The organism is Frigoribacterium sp. RIT-PI-h, assembly GCF_001297205.1.
Lineage (GTDB): Bacteria > Actinomycetota > Actinomycetes > Actinomycetales > Microbacteriaceae > Frigoribacterium.
In genome coordinates this window covers 106,197-121,897 of the sequence record NZ_LHOZ01000065.1, presented here as the reverse complement: position 1 = coordinate 121,897, position 15,701 = coordinate 106,197, and the positions used below count along the sequence as shown (strand labels likewise).

Here is a 15,701-nt window from a genome sequence, read left to right as displayed (position 1 = left end):
TCGGGCGCCACGACGGTGGGGCGCCGGGCCCGCGGTCGTCGTGGAGTGGACGACCTAGGGACGCGGTGAGCGATCGGTGTTGTCGTCCGATGCGCCGACGGTGACCAACTCGGGTTCGTCGTTCTCCGTGTACGTGTCGTCGGAGTCTACAGCAGACGCCCGCTCGCTCGGTGCGCGACCGGGCACGTAGGGGCCGGGAACGGTGCCGGTGTGACGACGTGCGGCGACGACGAAGAGGACGATGCCGAGGACGACGGCGAAGAAGCTCATCCAGACGTTCGTCCGGATGCCGAAGAACAGGAGGCTGGGATCGGTGCGGATCGACTCGAACCAGGCGCGGCCGATGCCGTACCAGATCAGGTAGAAGGCGAGCGACCGACCCCACTGCATCGGGGCCTTCTTCTCGAGGAGCAACAGGATCGCGACCCCGGCGAGCATCCAGACGATCTCGTACAGGAACGTGGGGTGGAAGAGCGTGCCCTCGGGCAGGCCGGTCGGGTAGGCGGCGTTCGTCGACTCGATCTCGAGGCCCCAGGGCAGGTCGGTCGGCATGCCGAAGAGCTCGTGGTTGAACCAGTTGCCGAGGCGTCCGAAGGCCTGCGCGACGAGCAGTCCGGGGGCGAGGGCGTCGGCGAACACCGTGAACCGCAGACCGGTGAAGCGGCAGCCGAGCCAGACGCCCACGGCGCCCAACAGGAGAGCTCCGTAGATGGCGAGGCCGCCCTCCCACACGAACAGGACGTGGATGTACTGGTCGGGCGACGAGAAGTAGTCCGCCGGGTGGGTGATGACGTGGAAGAGGCGTCCCCCCGCGATGCCGAAGACCACGGCCCAGATGGCCACGTCGATGACGATGCCCTTCTCGGCCCCCTGCCGGTTGAGGCGGTGGTTCGTGATGACGACCGCCGCGACGATGCCGACGAGGATGCAGAGGGCGTAGGCGTGGATGCGCAGCGAGCCGGGCAGCGAAGCCCCGAAGGTCGAATTCAACCAGGCGGTGACGTCGAAGTACTGCCAGGCGGCCGACGGGCTCGGGATGCTCAGGGGAACGAACACGGGCGTGGTGCCTTTCGGAGGGGTGCGGGGCGTCGGTCACCCGACGGATGACGACTCTAGCGCCAGGGCGTCGGCCCCGAGAAGGTCAGGAAGCGGACGGGGCCGCGCCGGACGAGAGGCCGGCGGAGACCTCGGCGAGGCGTTCGACCCCGCCGTCGGCGAGGGCGCGCACGAAGGCCGAACCGATGATGGCGCCGTCGGCGTATTCGAGCACTTCTCGGACCTGCTGGGCGGTGGAGATGCCGAGGCCGACACAGGCGTTCTCGACGCCCACCTCGCGGAGTCGGGCGACGAGCGTGCTGGCCGCTGCGTCGACGTCGGTGCGGGCACCCGTGATGCCCATCGTCGAGACGGTGTAGACGAAGCCGCGACTGCTCGCGACGGCCTGTCGGAGGCGCGATTCGCTGGACGACGGAGCGGCCAGGAAGACGCGGTCGAGATCGGCGGCCAGGGCGGCGGACATCCATGCGTCGGCTTCGTCGGGGATCAGGTCGGGGGTGATGAGCCCGGCACCGCCCGCGGCCGCGAGATCGTCGGCGAAGCGCTGGACGCCGTACTGCTCGACCGGGTTCCAGTAGGTCATGGGGATGACGGGGGCGTCGACGCGCGAGGTGATCTCGCGGATCGCCGTGAAGACGTCGCGCACGCGGAACCCTTCGGCGAGGGACCGCTGCGTCGCAGCCTGGATCACCGGCCCGTCCATCACCGGGTCGGAGTACGGGATGCCCAGTTCGATGACGTCGATGCCGTTCTCGGCCATCGCCACCGCGGCGTCGATGCTCGTGTCGAGGTCGGGGAACCCGACGGGCAGGTACCCCACGACGGCACCGCTCCCGGCATCTCGCCGAGCCCGGATCGCGTCGCCGACCTTGCTGGCGCCCGGCGCGGTCACAGCTGCTGCGCCTTCTCGTCGAGGACGCCGAAGTACCGGCTCGCGGTCGAGACGTCCTTGTCGCCACGCCCGCTGAGAGAGACCAGGATCGTCCAGTCGGGGTGCTCGAGGCCGAGCTTGATCGTGCCCGCCAGGGCGTGTGCCGACTCGATGGCCGGCATGATGCCCTCGGTCTGCGAGAGCAGACGGAAAGCCTGCATGGCCTCGTCGTCGGTGATCGGCTGGTACTCGGCCCGACCCGACTCGGACAGCCAGGCGTGCTCCGGGCCGACGCTCGGGTAGTCGAGACCTGCCGAGATGGAGTGGCTCTCGAGGGTCTGACCGTCCTCGTCTTGCATGAGGTAGGACTTGGTGCCCTGCAGGTTGCCGATGCGGCCGAGCGTGATCGAGGCCGCGTGGCGGCCCGTCTCGACGCCGTCGCCGCCGGCCTCGAAGCCGAAGAGCCGGACCGAGGGATCGTCGAGGAACGCATGGAAGATGCCCATCGCGTTCGAGCCGCCGCCGACGCAGGCCGTGACGGCGTCGGGCAGCGCACCGGTCAGGTCGAGGACCTGCTGGCGGGCCTCTTCGCCGATGATCTTGTGGAAGTCGCGCACCATGGCGGGGAAGGGGTGCGGGCCGGCGACGGTGCCCAGCACGTAGTGCGTGGTGTCGACGCTGGCGACCCAGTCGCGCATGGCGTCGTTGATGGCGTCCTTGAGGGTGCGGGAGCCGGTCGTGACCGAGACCACCTCGGCCCCGAGCAGGCGCATCCGCGCGACGTTGAGCGCCTGGCGCTCGGTGTCGACCTGCCCCATGTAGACGACGCACTCCATGCCGAAGAGGGCGGCCGCGGTGGCCGTGGCGACGCCGTGTTGACCCGCACCGGTCTCGGCGATCAGACGGGTCTTGCCGAGTTTGCGGGCCAGCAGGGCCTGCCCGAGCACGTTGTTGATCTTGTGCGAGCCCGTGTGGTTGAGGTCTTCACGCTTCAGGATGATGCGGGCGCCGCCTGCGTGCTGGGCGAACCGCGGCACCTCGGTGATGATCGACGGCCGACCCGTGTAGGTGGCGTGCAGAGCCGTCAACTCGGCGGCGAACTCGGGGTCGACGGCTGCGGCCTTGTAGGCCGCGTCGAGCTCGTCGAGAGCGGCCACGAGGGACTCGGGCACGAAGCGCCCACCGAACGAACCGAAGTACGGGCCCGTCTCGTCGCGTAATGCCATGGTCAGACCTCCAGGAAGCGGGTGATGGCGTCGGCGGGGTCGCCGTGGGTCACGAGGGCCTCGCCCACGAGAACGACGTCGGCACCCGAGCGACGGTAGTGGGCGACGTCGTCGGGAGACGAGACGGCCGACTCGGCGACGCGGGTGACGCCCGACGGGATCGAGTCGGACAGGCGACCGAACAGGTCACGGTCTAGTTCGAAGGTCGTCAGGTCGCGCGCGTTGACGCCGAGGACGGTGGCGCCGGCATCGAGGCCTCGTGACACCTCGTCGGCGGAGTGCGCCTCGATCAGGGCCGTCATGCCGAGCTGCCGCACGAGGTCGTGCAACTCGACGAGACGGGGCTGCTCGAGCCCGGCCACGATCAGCAGGACGAGGTCGGCACCGGCCGCCCTGGCCTCGAAGACCTGGTACGCGTCGGCGATGAAGTCCTTGCGGAGGACGGGGACGTCGACGGCGGCGCGGACCGCTTCGAGATCGGCGAGGGAGCCCTTGAACTTGCGGCCCTCGGTGAGCACGCTGATCGCGCTCGCTCCCCCGGCCGCGTAGGAGACGGCCAATGACGCCGGGTCGGCGATGGTCGAGAGGTGGCCGCGAGACGGGCTCGCACGCTTGACCTCGGCGATGACCTTGACGCGGTCGGCCGGGGCGAGGGCGGCGCGGGCGTCGAGGGCGGGGTCGCGCGACAGAGCCGCCGCCTCGACGGCGGCGAACGGAAGGGACTCACGGCGTGCTGCGGCGTCGGCCACCGCACCCGCGTACAGGTCGTCGAGCACCTAGTTGTGGGCCTTCGGAACGTAGCGGTGGCCGCCCACTCCGTAACCGGCCTTCTTGAGCACCAGACCCACGATCAGTCCGACGACGACCAGGCCGGCGGAGGCCCAGACGATCCACGGGACGTCGAGGAAGAACGCCAGGGTGCCGATGGCGAAGCCGACCAGCATGATGACCACGGCGGTCCAGGCCGCGGGCGAGTTGCCGTGCCCGAGGTCGTCGGCCGTCTCGGTGTCGCGGCCCTTCGAGCCGGAGTCGACCTTCGCCGGGGCGTTCTTCAGGGGCGCGTCGCCACCGGAGGGGGTGCTCGTCGTGTTCGTGCTCACAGTGCTCCTTGGATCAGGTCGGTACGGGGGCCGAGTCTACCGGGTACGGCCCGGCTCGGTGGGGCTCGACCCGCCCTCGTCGGGGCGCGAGGGGGCGTCGGTCGGGTCGTCGCCGCCCGAGAGCGCGTCCCAGGCGGCCGCGGGATCGGCCGCAGGATCTGCTGCGACGAGTCGCGTCGCGGAGTACTTCCGGGTGGCCTGGGGCCAGGCGCCCGCGAGGAGCACGGTGGCGACGCCGAGGAGTGCGGCCAGCACGCCGGCCACGAGCCCGAGCCAGGGCCAGGCCGTCGGCTCGACCGACGAGACGATGCCCCGGATCGAGTCGGTGCCGTCGACGCCCGTGGCGGTCGTCACGGCGCTGCCCGACGCGCGCACGGGGTCGGCCAGGGCCGTCGCCGTCGTGACGACGACGCTGACTCCCAGCGCCACCTGCAGCACCCCCAGGACGACGCGGAACACCCGACCGGCGATCGTGAGCGCCCCGAAGAGTGCCAGGCTGGCCAGCGAGAGGGCGGACAACGGCGCACCGGCGACGTCGCCGGCGATGTCGAGGGGCAGGTCTCCACCCTGGGGTGACGCGACGACGACGTGGAACCAGTCCTGCGTCCAGGACAGCAGGGCGAGCCCCGCGAGCAGGATGCCTGCCGAGATCGTCATGAGCTTGAGGCGACGAGCGGGCATCAGCGGAGCCGTGTCATGGCGTTGGCGACCGCGACGGCACGCAAGGGGGCCGCGGCCTTGTTGCGCGCCTCCTGGTTCTCGGCGACCGGGTCGCTGTCGGCGACGAGTCCGGCGCCCGCCTGGACGCGGGCCACGCCGTCCTGCAGGAGGACGGTGCGGATCGCGATCGCGACGTCGGCAGAGCCGGCGAAGTCGAAGTAACCGACCACTCCCCCGTAGACGCCGCGCTGGGCCGGCTCGAGCTCGTCGATGATCTCGAGGGCCCGCGGCTTGGGGGCACCCGACAGCGTCCCGGCCGGGAAGGTGGCCCGGAACGCGTCGATGGCGTCCTTGCCGGGGGCCAGGTCGCCCTCGACGCTGGACACGAGGTGCATGATGTGGCTGAACCGTTCGACCTGCATGAACTCGGTGACCTCGACGGTGCCGGGCGTGCACACCTTGAGCAGGTCGTTGCGGGCCAAGTCGACCAGCATGAGGTGCTCGGCGCGTTCTTTCTCGTCCGAGGCGAGCTCGTCGGCGTAGCGCTGGTCCTCGTCGGGCGACCCGCCCCGGGGCTTCGACCCGGCGATGGGATGCGTGTAGGCCCGGCGGCCGTCGACCTTGACCAGCGCCTCGGGCGACGAGCCGACGATGGTGTACGGACGGCCCTGCACGTCGTCGAGCGTCACCAGGTACATGTACGGGCTGGGGTTGAGCGTCCGCAGCACCCGGTAGACGTCGAGCGGTTCGGCCGTGACCTCGTGGTCGAAGCGCTGGGAGATGACGACCTGGAAGACGTCGCCGTCGTGGATGAACTGCTTCGACCGCTGGATGGCGTGCGCGTACTCGTCGTCGGTCGAGCGTCGAGTGGGCGTGGCCTCGATGGTCAGGTCGACGTCGGACAGGAAGGCCTCGCTCGGGGCCGCGAGGCGGGACTGCAGGTCGTCGAGTCGCGACTGCGCGTCGGCCCACAGGTCGTCGGGGTCGTCGGTGCCGTCGTTCAACGCGGTCGCGACGAGCAGGACGGCACCCGTGCGGTGGTCGAGGGCCACGAGCTCGGAGACGAAGCTGAGCGCCTGAGAGGGCACCGTGAACTCGGCAGGCGGCCCGTCGGGCAGGTGCTCGAGCTCTCGTACGGCCTCCCAGCCGATGAAACCGACCAGGCCGCCGGTGAGGGGCGGCATCCCGTCGATGCGCGGGGTGGCCCACCGGTGGTGCAGGGCGGAGAGCACCTCGAGCGGGCGGCCCGTGGCGTCACCCAGGGCCCGCTCGCGGTCGATGCCGTAGTCGATCCACCGAGCTTCGCCGTGGTCGGCTGTGAGGACGCCGAAGGACGAGACGCCCACGAAGGACCACCGGGACCAGATGCCGCCCTGGGCCGCCGACTCGAGCAGGAAGCTGCCGGGCCGGCCGTCCGCCAGCTTGCGGTACACCCCGACCGGGGTCTCGCCGTCGGCGAAGAGGTCGCGCACGACCGGGACGACCCGGTGGCCGGCCAGCCGCGCGTCGAACTGGGCCCGGGTCGTCGAGGTGCGGATCGGGGCGTCAGCCACGGAGGCCTCCGGTGGGGTCGGTGTCGCCGGACGGCAGGGACGAGGAGGCGGTGGCCGGCTCGAGCGGGTCGACCTCGAAACAGGAATGGGAACCCGTGTGACAGGCCGCACCGATCTGCTCGACGGTGACGAGCAGCACGTCGTCGTCGCAGTCGAGGGCGGCGGCGCGGACGAACTGGGCGTGACCGGACGTGTCGCCCTTCCGCCAGTACTCCTGACGAGACCGGGACCAGAAGGTGACGCGCCCCTCGGTGAGCGTGCGGCGGAGCGCCTCGGCGTCCATCCAACCCATCATGAGCACGTCCTTCGTGCCCTCCTGCTGGATGATGGCGGGCAGCAGGCCCGACGCGTCGAACCGGGCACGGGCGACGACGGGCTCGACCGTCTCACGCGTCAGCTGGTCGGTCATGGTGTGCTCCTCGGTGCGATGCGGTGGTGCGGTGCGGTGCGGTGTCGCGTGGTCGGGTGCGGTTTCCGAGGAATGACGGCCCGCTTCAGCGGACGATCGCCCCGGATCGAGCCAGCTCGTCCTTGACCTGGCCGACGGTGAGTTCGCCGTTGTGGAAGACCGAGGCCGCGAGCGCGGCGTCGGCCCCCGCCTCGATGGCGGGGGCGAAGTGCTCGGGCCGACCCGCGCCTCCGGACGCGATGACCGGCACCCGACTGAGGTCGCGCATGGCACGGACGAGTTCGAGGTCGAAGCCCTGTTTGGTGCCGTCGGCGTCGATCGAGTTGACGAGCAATTCGCCCGCCCCGCGTTCGATGGCCTCACGGGCCCAGGTGAGCGCGTCGAGGGTCGTCTCGGTGCGGCCGCCGTGGGTCGTGACGACGAAGCCCGACGGGGTGCCGGTGGACCGCTTGACGTCGAGCGAGAGGACGACCGCCTGTGCTCCGAACCGGTCGGCGATCTCGCCGATGAGGTCGGGTCGGGCGATGGCGGCGCTGTTCACGCCGATCTTGTCCGCCCCGGCCGCCTGCAGCCGCGCGACGTCGTCTGTGGTGCGAACGCCGCCACCGACCGTCAACGGGATGAAGACCTGCTCGGCGGTCGCCCGGACGACGTCGTAGGTGGTCGACCGTTCGTCGACCGTGGCCGTGACGTCGAGGAAGGTGATCTCGTCGGCACCCTGCTCGTAGTAGGTGCGGGCCAGCTCGACCGGGTCGCCCGCGTCTCGCAGGTCGAGGAAGTTGACGCCCTTGACCACGCGGCCTGCGGCCACGTCGAGGCACGGGATGACGCGGACGGCGAGGGACGCGTCCGCAGCGACCGCGCCGGTGGCGACCGCGTCGTCGGCGGGCACGGCTACAGCCTCGCGGCGTGGATCGGGCTGACCAGGATGGCCCGGGCACCGAGGTCGTAGAGGGCGTCCATGACCTGGTTCGTGTCGGACCGCGGGACCATCACACGGACGGCGGCCCAGTCGCGATCGTGCAGCGGGGAGACGGTCGGCGACTCCATGCCGCCGGCCACGGCGGTCGCGGCGTCGAGCTTGGCGACCGGGACGTCGTAGTCCATCAGGACGTACTGCCGGGCGACGAGCACGCCCTGCAGGCGACGGTGGAGGACCGCGAGGCCGTCGACCTCGGCATCGGACGAGATGAGGACGGCGGTCGACTCGAGGATGACCGGCCCGAAGATCTCGAGCCCCGCCGCACGCAGGGTGGCGCCGGTCGAGACGACGTCGGCCACGGCGTCGGCGACGCCCAGCTGCACCGCGCTCTCGACGGCGCCGTCGAGCGGTACGAGCGTCGCCGTGACTCCGTGACTCTCGAGGAACGAGCCGACGAGGCCGGCGTAGCTGGTGGCGACCCGGGTGCCCTGGAGCTGGCGGAGATCGGCGAAACGGCCGGGAGGGCCCGCGAAGCGGAAGGTCGAGCCACCGAAGTCGAGGGGGGCGACCTCGTGGGCCGGCGAGTGCGAGTCGAGCAGCAGGTCGCGGCCCGTGATGCCGACGTCGAGGGCACCCGACCCCACGTAGGTCGCGATGTCGCGCGGACGGAGGTAGAAGAACTCGACGCCGTTGCGCGGGTCTTCGACGTGGAGGGTCTTGGGGTCTCGGCGACCGGTGTAGCCGGCCTCGGCGAGCATGGCGGAGGCGGTCTCGCTGAGCGATCCCTTGTTGGGCACTGCGACGCGGAGCATGGGGTTCTCTGTCTGCTGGGGTGCCGCGCGAGCGGCGTGACGAACGGGGGTGACGGAGGCCGACTCAGAGATGTCGGTAGACGTCGGCCGGGGTGATGCCCTTGGCGATCATCATGACCTGCAGGTGGTAGAGCAGCTGGGAGATCTCTTCGGCGGTCGCGACGTCACCCTCGTACTCGGCGGCCATCCAGACCTCGGCGGCCTCTTCGACGATCTTCTTGCCGATCTGGTGCACGCCGGCGTCGAGTTCGGCCACGGTGCCCGACCCCTCGGGCCGGTCGCGGGCCTTGTCGCTGAGCTCGAGGTACAGGTCGTCGAAGGATTTCACGACGTCAAGGCTACCGTCGCGGCGGCCGCCCGGAGTGCAGCGATGTTGTCGACGGGCGACCCGCCGTAGACGGCGGACCCGGCGACCACCGTGTCGGCACCGTTCTCGACGGCGGTGACGATCGTCTCGGTCGTGATGCCGCCGTCGACCTCGAGCCAGACGTCGAGCCCGGAGGCGCGCACGGCGTCGCGGGCGCGCGCCAGCTTGGTCATCGTCTCGGACATGAAGGACTGCCCACCGAAGCCCGGCTCGACGGTCATGACGAGGATCATGTCGTACGCGTCGAGGGTCTGGAGATAGGGCTCGAGGTCGGTGCCCGGCTTGACCGCGACGGAGGCACGTGCCCCGTTGCTGCGGATGGCGCGCGCCGTCGACACGGGGTCGGTCGCGGCCTCGGCGGAGAAGGTCACCGAGAAGGCACCCGTCTCGGCGTAGCGAGGCGCCCAGTGGTCGGCGTCGTCGATCATGAGGTGCAGGTCGAGCGGCACCGGGCTGACCTCGCCGAGACGCTGCACGACGGGCAGACCGAGGGTGAGGTTGGGCACGAAGTGGCCGTCCATGACGTCGACGTGCACGAGGTCGGCGGTCGAGATGCGCTGCAGGTCGCGTTCGAGGTTGGCGAAGTCGGCCGAGAGGATGCTGGGGCTGATGCGGATCGACACGGGACGAGCCTACCGTCCGGCGCGTTTCTCGATCAGGGCCACGAACATGGCGTCGGTGCCGTGACGGTGCGGCCAGAGCTGGACGAACGGTGCCGACGCGAGGTCGACGGACCGTCCGGCGATGCGCTCGACGCCCGCCGTCGCGTCGAGCAGCACGAGGTCGTCGTCACGGCCCCGGAGCCCCGCCTCGACGACGCCGCGGGTCTCGGCCGTGTGTGGCGAGCAGGTCACGTAAGCCAGGACTCCCCCGGGTGCGAGAGCGTCCAGTGCGCTGGCGAACAGGCGCGTCTGCAGGGCCGTGAGCTGTCCGACGTCGGCCGGCTGCTTGCGCCACCGGGCCTCGGGCCGTCGCCGCAGGGCCCCGAGACCGGTGCAGGGCGCGTCGAGCAGGATGCGGTCGAAGCCCCCGGGCTGTTCCGCCCCGAACCGGGTGGCGTCACCCTCGAGCACCTCGACGTCGCCGGGGACGGCCTCGAGGGCCTGTCGGACGAGACCGGCCCGGGCCGGGACGAGCTCGTTGGCGACGAGGTGGGCGCCTGCCCGAGCGGCCTCGGCGCCCAGCAGGGCGGCCTTGCCGCCGGGGCCCGCACACATGTCGAGCCAGCGTTCTCCGGGCCCGGCGGGCCGGTGACGGCTGAGCAGCAGTGCCGCGAGTTGTGATCCTTCGTCCTGCACGCGGGCGCGCCCCTCGCGGACGGCCGTCAGTTGCGCCGGGTCTCCCCCACCGCTCGTCGCGGCGAGCGGCGGGAGACGGCCGCCCGGGGCGCCGAGCTCGGAGACCTCGGCGAGCCCGGGCAGGGCGACGAGACTGACCTTCGGAGCGTCGTTGTCGGCCGACAGCAGGGCGACGAGTTCGTCCTCACGGCCCTCGGCGGCCAGCGAGCGGCGGAACGCGCGCACGACCCACGCGGGGTGCGACCACTCCGCCGCCAGACGGTCGTCGTCACCGGTCGTGCCGGCCAGGACGCGCTCGCGCCACTCGTCGGGCGTCGACCGCGAGATGGTGCGGAGCACCCCGTTCACGAAGCCCGTACCCGACCGGCTGCCCACCTGACGCGCGAGCTCGACGCTCTCGTCGACGGCTGCATGGACCGCCACCCGCGTCGAGAGCAGCTGGTGCGTGCCGAGTCTCAGGACGTCGAGGAGCGCCGGGTCGATCGCGTCGGTGCCTCGGCGGGCGGCCAGCGCGATCACGCGGTCGTAGTAGCCCCGGAGGCGCAGGGTGCCGTAGGTGAGTTCGGTCGCGAGCCCCGCGTCCTGTGCTCCTAGACGGGCCCGGACGATGCGTTGCGGCAGCAGGAGGTTCGCGTAGGCGTCGTCCTGCTCGACGGCCCGGAGGACGTCGAGGGCGACCTGGCGGGCGGGCTGGACTCGGCTCATGAGGCGCTCTTCGTGTCGGTGTCGGTGTCGGCCCGGGCGGCCGCGGTGGACGGGGTCACGCGGCGGTCGACCCCGCCGGGCAGCCCTCGCCACCAGTCGGCTGCCGACATCTCTTTCTTGCCCGCCGGTTGCACCCGGACGAGCTCGACGGGCGAGGAGGCGGTGCCCAGCAGCACACGGCGGCCCCGGGACTCGAGGCGACCGGCCTCGAGAGGGGGCTCGTCGACCGACGTCACCCGCGCCTCCGTGATCTTGAGGACCGTGCCGTCGAGGTCGACGCGGGCACCGGGCTCGGGCGTCACACCGCGGAAACGGTCGATCAGCTCGGCCGCCGGACGCGAGACGTCGAGGACGCCGTCGGCGAGGGTCAGCTTGGGGGCGAGCGTGACCTCGCCGGTCTGGGCCCTCGACACGGCCGTGCCGTCGGCGAGGCGGGCGACGACGTCGACCAGCAGGGCGGACCCGGACCGTGCGAGTTCGGCGAGGAGCACCCCCGCGGCCTCGGTGCCGTCGCGGCGGCGTTCGCGGGGGCCGTAGACGTCCCCCGCGGCGAGTTCGGGGACGGGCTGGACACCGCCGCGCCCGACCCGGCGCCGCCCGCCATGAGCGACCGCTGGACGGGGGCCGCACCGCGCCAGGCGGGCAGCAGGGAGAAGTGCAGGTTGACCCAGCCGAGGCGGGGCGCACCGAGCAGGGGCTCACGCAGCAGGGCACCGTAGGCCACGACGACGCCGAGGGCGGGATCGAGCGCCGAGAGCGCGGCCGGGACCGCGGGTGTGATGCGTCGGGCCTTCACGACGCGGAGACCGGGGCGGTCGGCCGCGACGGCGACGGGCGTGGGGGTCAGGACGCGTCGGCGTCCCTGGGGGGTGTCGTCGCGGGTCAGCACGGCGACGACCTCGTGAGGGCCGTCGGCGAGGGCGGTGAGCGAGGGCACGGCAGCGGCGGGGCTGCCGGCGAAGACGAGGCGCATGGGGTTCCTGGCGGGTCAGTCGGCGAACGGCTCGACGTCGTCGAACCGCACTCTGAGTGTAGGGACGGCGCGTGCGCGCTTCTGACCGAGCGCCTTGCGCCGGTCCGTCGCCGCACGGATGACCTGGGAGCGGAGGGCCTGGGCCACGTCGTGACCCCGCGAGTAGTCGAAGCGGACGATCGCACGGACCCCGGCGGACTCGACGTCCACCGGGCCGAGGGTCTCGGAACGGACTTCGTCGGGCAGGTCGTCGAGTGCCCGCGCGACGGTGTCGACCGTGCCGGTCACGGTGGCCACGCGGACGGCCGGCGGGAAGCGCAGGACGCGGCGATCGGCGAGCTCGGCGGAGACGAACCGGGCGAGCTCCCCCGTGGCCAGGGCGGCGGCGATGGCGCCGCCCACCCCGACCAGCACGACCGGGGCCCGTCGTGCCGCCAGGGCCGTGGCGTTGGCCCACCAGCGGAGGCAGTCCTCGGCGACGCGGAGGCTCTCGCGCGCGAGCATGCGTTCGCCGTCGAGCAGCAGGACGGCCCGGTAGCCACCCGGGGCGACCGGCTCGGCCCCGCGGGTCGCGACGACGATGGCCGGGTCGGCGTCGACGTGGGTCAGGGCCCGGGTGCCGTCCGAGACGATGATGCGGACCCCGGGGAACGCCTTGCCGAGCTCGTCGGCCGTCCGCGAGGCACCGGTGCCGACGGCCCGCATGCGCGTGCCCTCACAGGTGCGGCAGTGCCACGAGACGGCCAGGGCGCCGCACCAGCCGCAGGCCGGGGTCACCCCGCGTTCGCGCTGCTGGAGGGGGCCGTTGCAGCGCAGGCAGCGCGCCGTGTCGCCGCAGTCGACGCAGGCCAGACGAGGCGAGTAGCCCGGAGAGGCGACCTGGATCAGCACGGGCCCGTGCTCGGCCGCGGCCCGCGCCCCGGCATAGGCCGGCGAGGGGAGGCGAGCCTGCGCCGCGAAGCCGTCCGGGGCCGCCGGACGCACGGGCGGCACGACCCGGGGCTGGTAGCGCGGGTCGGGACGCACCTCGGCCAGGAAGCCGAGCGCGACGAGGCGCTGGACGGCGGTGCTGCGCGAGTGGCCGAGGAACACCAGGGCCGTGTCTTGCTGCGCCTGTCGGAGCAGGGCGGTGTCGCGGGCGTGCACGTAGGGGGCGAGCGGCTCGCCGAAGGACGGGTCGCCGTCGTCGAACACCACGACGACCCCGAGCCTGGCCGAGGGCGCGAGCAGGACGGACCTGTTGCCGACGACGACCACGGGCTCGTCGCCCCGGGCACGGAGCAGCGCGCGGTACCGGTCGGCGTTGGACTGCCGTGAGTCGAGCCGCACGACGCGGGCGGGCGGGAGGACGGCCGTGAGGGCCTGGAGGACGTGCTCTTCGTCGCGGTAGTCGGGGACCGCGACCACGGCGTTCGCGCCTGCGGCGACAGCGACCGCGGCGAGTTGGGCGGCCGTCAGCGCCCAGTGACCCACCCAGGCTCCGTCGGGCAACTCGACCAGCAGGGGCACGGCGTCGACCGCCGCGCGACCACGGGCAGCGACGAGTCCGGCGAGGTCGGTCGAGCGGTAGCCCACGACGACCGGGACGGGATCGTCGTCCCGGACGGGCGGCGCGGCGTCCGCGGGTGTGGGCGCGGCGTCCGCGGGTGACGGCGTCGGGTCGGCGGGTTCCGGTGTCGGCGAGGACGGGCTCTCGGCGGCCGCCAGGTACGCCTTCTCCACTCGGACCTGACGCGGAGGGACCGCGAGCCGCACGACGTCGCTGGCCGACCCGCCGGCCCGGTCGGCCACGGCACGCGCCAGGCGCCACACCTCGGGTGCCAGGACCGACACGGTCGACACGACGTCCTCGATCTCGGACAGGTCACCACCGTGCTCGGACGACGACGCGACCTCGACGACGAATCCGTCGGCGATGCGTCCGGCCGAGCGGAGGGGGAACTTGACGCGGATGCCCGGGGCGACCTGGTCGCGCAGCCGCTCGGGCGCGGCGTAGTCGAACAACCGGTCGGGCGGCGGCAGGGGCGATTCGCCCAGCGCCCGGACGACGCGCGGGCCGCCCTCGGCGAGGGCCGCGGGGGCCGCCGCCACGGTCAGAGCCCGGCGGCGGCCCGGAGGGCGTCGACGCGGTCGAGCGCCTCCCAGGTGAAGTCGGGCAGGTCGCGACCGAAGTGGCCGTAGGTCGACGTCGCCGAGTAGATCGGCCGGAGCAGGTCGAGGTCGCGGATGATCGCCGCCGGGCGGAGGTCGAACACCGTCTCGATGGCGGCCGTGATGACGTCGTCGCCGACGTGCCCCGTGCCGAAGGTCTCGACGTAGAGACCGACGGGTGCGGCCCGCCCGATCGCGTAGGCCACCTGGAGTTCGAGCCGGTCGGCGAGACCGGCGGCGACGGCGTTCTTGGCCACCCAGCGCATGGCGTACGCGGCGGAGCGGTCGACCTTCGAGGGGTCCTTGCCCGAGAACGCGCCCCCGCCGTGACGGCTCGCGCCGCCATAGGTGTCGACGATGATCTTGCGGCCGGTGAGGCCGGCGTCGCCCTGTGGGCCCCCGATCTCGAACCTGCCGGTCGGGTTGATGATGAACCGCGTGTCGGCGGACGAGAGCCCGGCCTCGCCGAGGACGGGGCGGATGACGTGCTCGATGACGTCGGACTCGAGCTGTTCGCTCGAGACCGCGGGTGAGTGCTGCGTCGACAGGACGACCGTGTCGACCGTCTTGGGTACGACACCGTCGTAACCGACCGTCACCTGGGTCTTGCCGTCGGGCCGGAGGTAGTCGAGGGTGCCCGACTTGCGCACGGCCGCGAGACGCTCGGCCAGCCGGTGGGCGAGCCAGACCGGGAGAGGCATGAACTGGGGCGTCTCGTTGGTGGCGTAGCCGAACATGATGCCTTGGTCGCCCGCCCCCTGACGGTTGAGCAGATCGTCATCGCCGCCACGCGCCTCCAGGGCGGTGTCGACGCCCTGGGCGATGTCGGGAGACTGCGATCCGATCGAGACCTCGACGCCGCAGGTGCGACCGTCGAAGCTCACGGCGGACGAGTCGTAGCCGATGCCCACGATGAGGTCGCGCACGATCGTCGGGATGTCGACGTAGCCCTTGGTCGTGACCTCGCCGGCGACGTGCACGAGCCCCGTGGTGACCATTGTCTCGACCGCGACCCTGCTGGCGGGGTCGACCGCGAGCAGCGCGTCGAGGATGCCGTCCGAGATCTGGTCGCAGATCTTGTCGGGGTGGCCCTCGGTGACCGACTCGGACGTGAACAGTCGCAGGGAGGTCGATGCCGTCGTGGCGGGGTCGGTCGTCGTGTCGGTCAGGCTCACGGTGTTCCTCTGGGTGTCGATCGGGGTGCGGACGCGATGAGGCCCCGCGGGATGGACTCCCGGGGGCCTCGTCAGATGATAGGACCGACCACCGTCAGAGAGGCTGGTCGTGTCGTCGAGCTACTCGGCCGGAGCCGCGAGCGGCTTCACCTCGAGCTTGTCCTCGTTGATCTCGTGCATGGCGACCGACAGGGGCTTGTCGTCGATCGAGCTGTCGACGAGGGGGCCGACGTTGTCGAAGAGGCTGCCCTCGTGCAGGTCGGCGTAGTAGTCGTTGATCTGACGCGCGCGCTTGGAGGCGAAGATGACGAGTGCGTACTTCGACTCGACCTTCGACAGCAGCTCGTCGATGGGGGGATCGATGATGCCCTGGTTCTTGTCGGCCATTGGTTGCTCCTCGTGTCGATGGGGGTCGGTGCCGCC

At 72.1% G+C, this 15,701-nt stretch carries 16 protein-coding genes and 1 pseudogene; all 17 read right to left on the bottom strand.

Features of this window, described 5'->3' with window-relative positions:
- Window positions 1-54: 54 nt before the first annotated feature.
- Window positions 55-1,056, bottom strand: a complete 1,002-nt coding sequence (lgt, locus tag AEQ27_RS07520; RefSeq protein WP_054146071.1) for a prolipoprotein diacylglyceryl transferase — start codon at window positions 1,054-1,056, stop codon at window positions 55-57.
- A gap of 85 nt (window positions 1,057-1,141) precedes the next feature.
- Complete coding sequence (trpA, locus tag AEQ27_RS07515; protein WP_054146070.1) at window positions 1,142-1,948, bottom strand: tryptophan synthase subunit alpha; 807 nt, start codon at window positions 1,946-1,948, stop codon at window positions 1,142-1,144.
- Complete coding sequence (trpB, locus tag AEQ27_RS07510) at window positions 1,945-3,153, bottom strand: tryptophan synthase subunit beta (protein ID WP_054146069.1); 1,209 nt, start codon at window positions 3,151-3,153, stop codon at window positions 1,945-1,947. Before trpB ends, trpA begins: the two co-directional genes overlap by 4 nt.
- Window positions 3,154-3,155: 2 nt before the next feature.
- Window positions 3,156-3,929, bottom strand: coding sequence for an indole-3-glycerol phosphate synthase TrpC (gene trpC, locus AEQ27_RS07505; protein WP_054146068.1), 774 nt, complete (start codon window positions 3,927-3,929; stop codon window positions 3,156-3,158).
- Window positions 3,930-4,208 (bottom strand): DUF6704 family protein, encoded by a 279-nt coding sequence (locus AEQ27_RS07500; protein WP_054146186.1) that lies wholly within the window; start codon window positions 4,206-4,208, stop codon window positions 3,930-3,932. It abuts the gene before it with no gap.
- Between the two features lie 81 nt (window positions 4,209-4,289).
- Window positions 4,290-4,910, bottom strand: coding sequence for a Trp biosynthesis-associated membrane protein (locus AEQ27_RS07495; RefSeq protein ID WP_161805505.1), 621 nt, complete (start codon window positions 4,908-4,910; stop codon window positions 4,290-4,292).
- Between the two features lie 23 nt (window positions 4,911-4,933).
- Window positions 4,934-6,466 (bottom strand): anthranilate synthase component I, encoded by a 1,533-nt coding sequence (locus tag AEQ27_RS07490; protein WP_369813608.1) that lies wholly within the window; start codon window positions 6,464-6,466, stop codon window positions 4,934-4,936.
- Window positions 6,459-6,875 (bottom strand): phosphoribosyl-AMP cyclohydrolase, encoded by a 417-nt coding sequence (gene hisI / locus AEQ27_RS07485; protein ID WP_054146066.1) that lies wholly within the window; start codon window positions 6,873-6,875, stop codon window positions 6,459-6,461. Before hisI ends, AEQ27_RS07490 begins: the two co-directional genes overlap by 8 nt.
- 85 nt (window positions 6,876-6,960) lie before the next feature.
- Window positions 6,961-7,767, bottom strand: coding sequence for an imidazole glycerol phosphate synthase subunit HisF (gene hisF / locus AEQ27_RS07480; protein ID WP_054146065.1), 807 nt, complete (start codon window positions 7,765-7,767; stop codon window positions 6,961-6,963).
- A 2-nt stretch (window positions 7,768-7,769) separates the two neighbouring features.
- Window positions 7,770-8,609 (bottom strand): ATP phosphoribosyltransferase, encoded by an 840-nt coding sequence (hisG, locus tag AEQ27_RS07475; protein WP_054146064.1) that lies wholly within the window; start codon window positions 8,607-8,609, stop codon window positions 7,770-7,772.
- A 64-nt stretch (window positions 8,610-8,673) separates the two neighbouring features.
- Entirely contained in the window at window positions 8,674-8,937 is a 264-nt protein-coding gene (locus AEQ27_RS07470) for a phosphoribosyl-ATP diphosphatase (protein ID WP_043592769.1), read from the bottom strand.
- Window positions 8,934-9,599: a ribulose-phosphate 3-epimerase gene (gene rpe, locus AEQ27_RS07465; RefSeq protein ID WP_054146063.1), complete on the bottom strand. Its 666-nt coding sequence runs from the start codon at window positions 9,597-9,599 to the stop codon at window positions 8,934-8,936. The genes AEQ27_RS07470 and rpe overlap by 4 nt, the downstream gene beginning before the upstream one ends.
- A gap of 9 nt (window positions 9,600-9,608) precedes the next feature.
- Window positions 9,609-10,979, bottom strand: a complete 1,371-nt coding sequence (locus tag AEQ27_RS07460; RefSeq protein ID WP_054146062.1) for an RsmB/NOP family class I SAM-dependent RNA methyltransferase — start codon at window positions 10,977-10,979, stop codon at window positions 9,609-9,611.
- A pseudogene (locus AEQ27_RS07455) lies at window positions 10,976-11,952 on the bottom strand (methionyl-tRNA formyltransferase). The gene AEQ27_RS07460 and the pseudogene AEQ27_RS07455 overlap by 4 nt, the downstream one beginning before the upstream one ends.
- A gap of 15 nt (window positions 11,953-11,967) precedes the next feature.
- Window positions 11,968-14,043 (bottom strand): hypothetical protein, encoded by a 2,076-nt coding sequence (locus AEQ27_RS07450; protein WP_054146061.1) that lies wholly within the window; start codon window positions 14,041-14,043, stop codon window positions 11,968-11,970.
- A gap of 2 nt (window positions 14,044-14,045) precedes the next feature.
- Window positions 14,046-15,272: a methionine adenosyltransferase gene (gene metK, locus AEQ27_RS07445; protein WP_054146184.1), complete on the bottom strand. Its 1,227-nt coding sequence runs from the start codon at window positions 15,270-15,272 to the stop codon at window positions 14,046-14,048.
- A gap of 126 nt (window positions 15,273-15,398) precedes the next feature.
- Complete coding sequence (gene rpoZ / locus AEQ27_RS07440; protein ID WP_043592764.1) at window positions 15,399-15,665, bottom strand: DNA-directed RNA polymerase subunit omega; 267 nt, start codon at window positions 15,663-15,665, stop codon at window positions 15,399-15,401.
- Window positions 15,666-15,701: the final 36 nt, after the last annotated feature.

What these genes read in the sequence shown, in the direction of transcription:
- hisI (WP_054146066.1), bottom strand. Translation starts at nt 6,875, where the DNA reads ATGACCGACCAGCTGACGCGTGAGACGGTCGAGCCCGTCGTCGCCCGT.
- hisG (WP_054146064.1), bottom strand. Translation starts at nt 8,609, where the DNA reads ATGCTCCGCGTCGCAGTGCCCAACAAGGGATCGCTCAGCGAGACCGCC.
- AEQ27_RS07460 (WP_054146062.1), bottom strand. Translation starts at nt 10,979, where the DNA reads ATGAGCCGAGTCCAGCCCGCCCGCCAGGTCGCCCTCGACGTCCTCCGG.
- AEQ27_RS07495 (WP_161805505.1), bottom strand. Translation starts at nt 4,910, where the DNA reads ATGACGATCTCGGCAGGCATCCTGCTCGCGGGGCTCGCCCTGCTGTCC.
- trpB (WP_054146069.1), bottom strand. Translation starts at nt 3,153, where the DNA reads ATGGCATTACGCGACGAGACGGGCCCGTACTTCGGTTCGTTCGGTGGG.
- rpoZ (WP_043592764.1), bottom strand. Translation starts at nt 15,665, where the DNA reads ATGGCCGACAAGAACCAGGGCATCATCGATCCCCCCATCGACGAGCTG.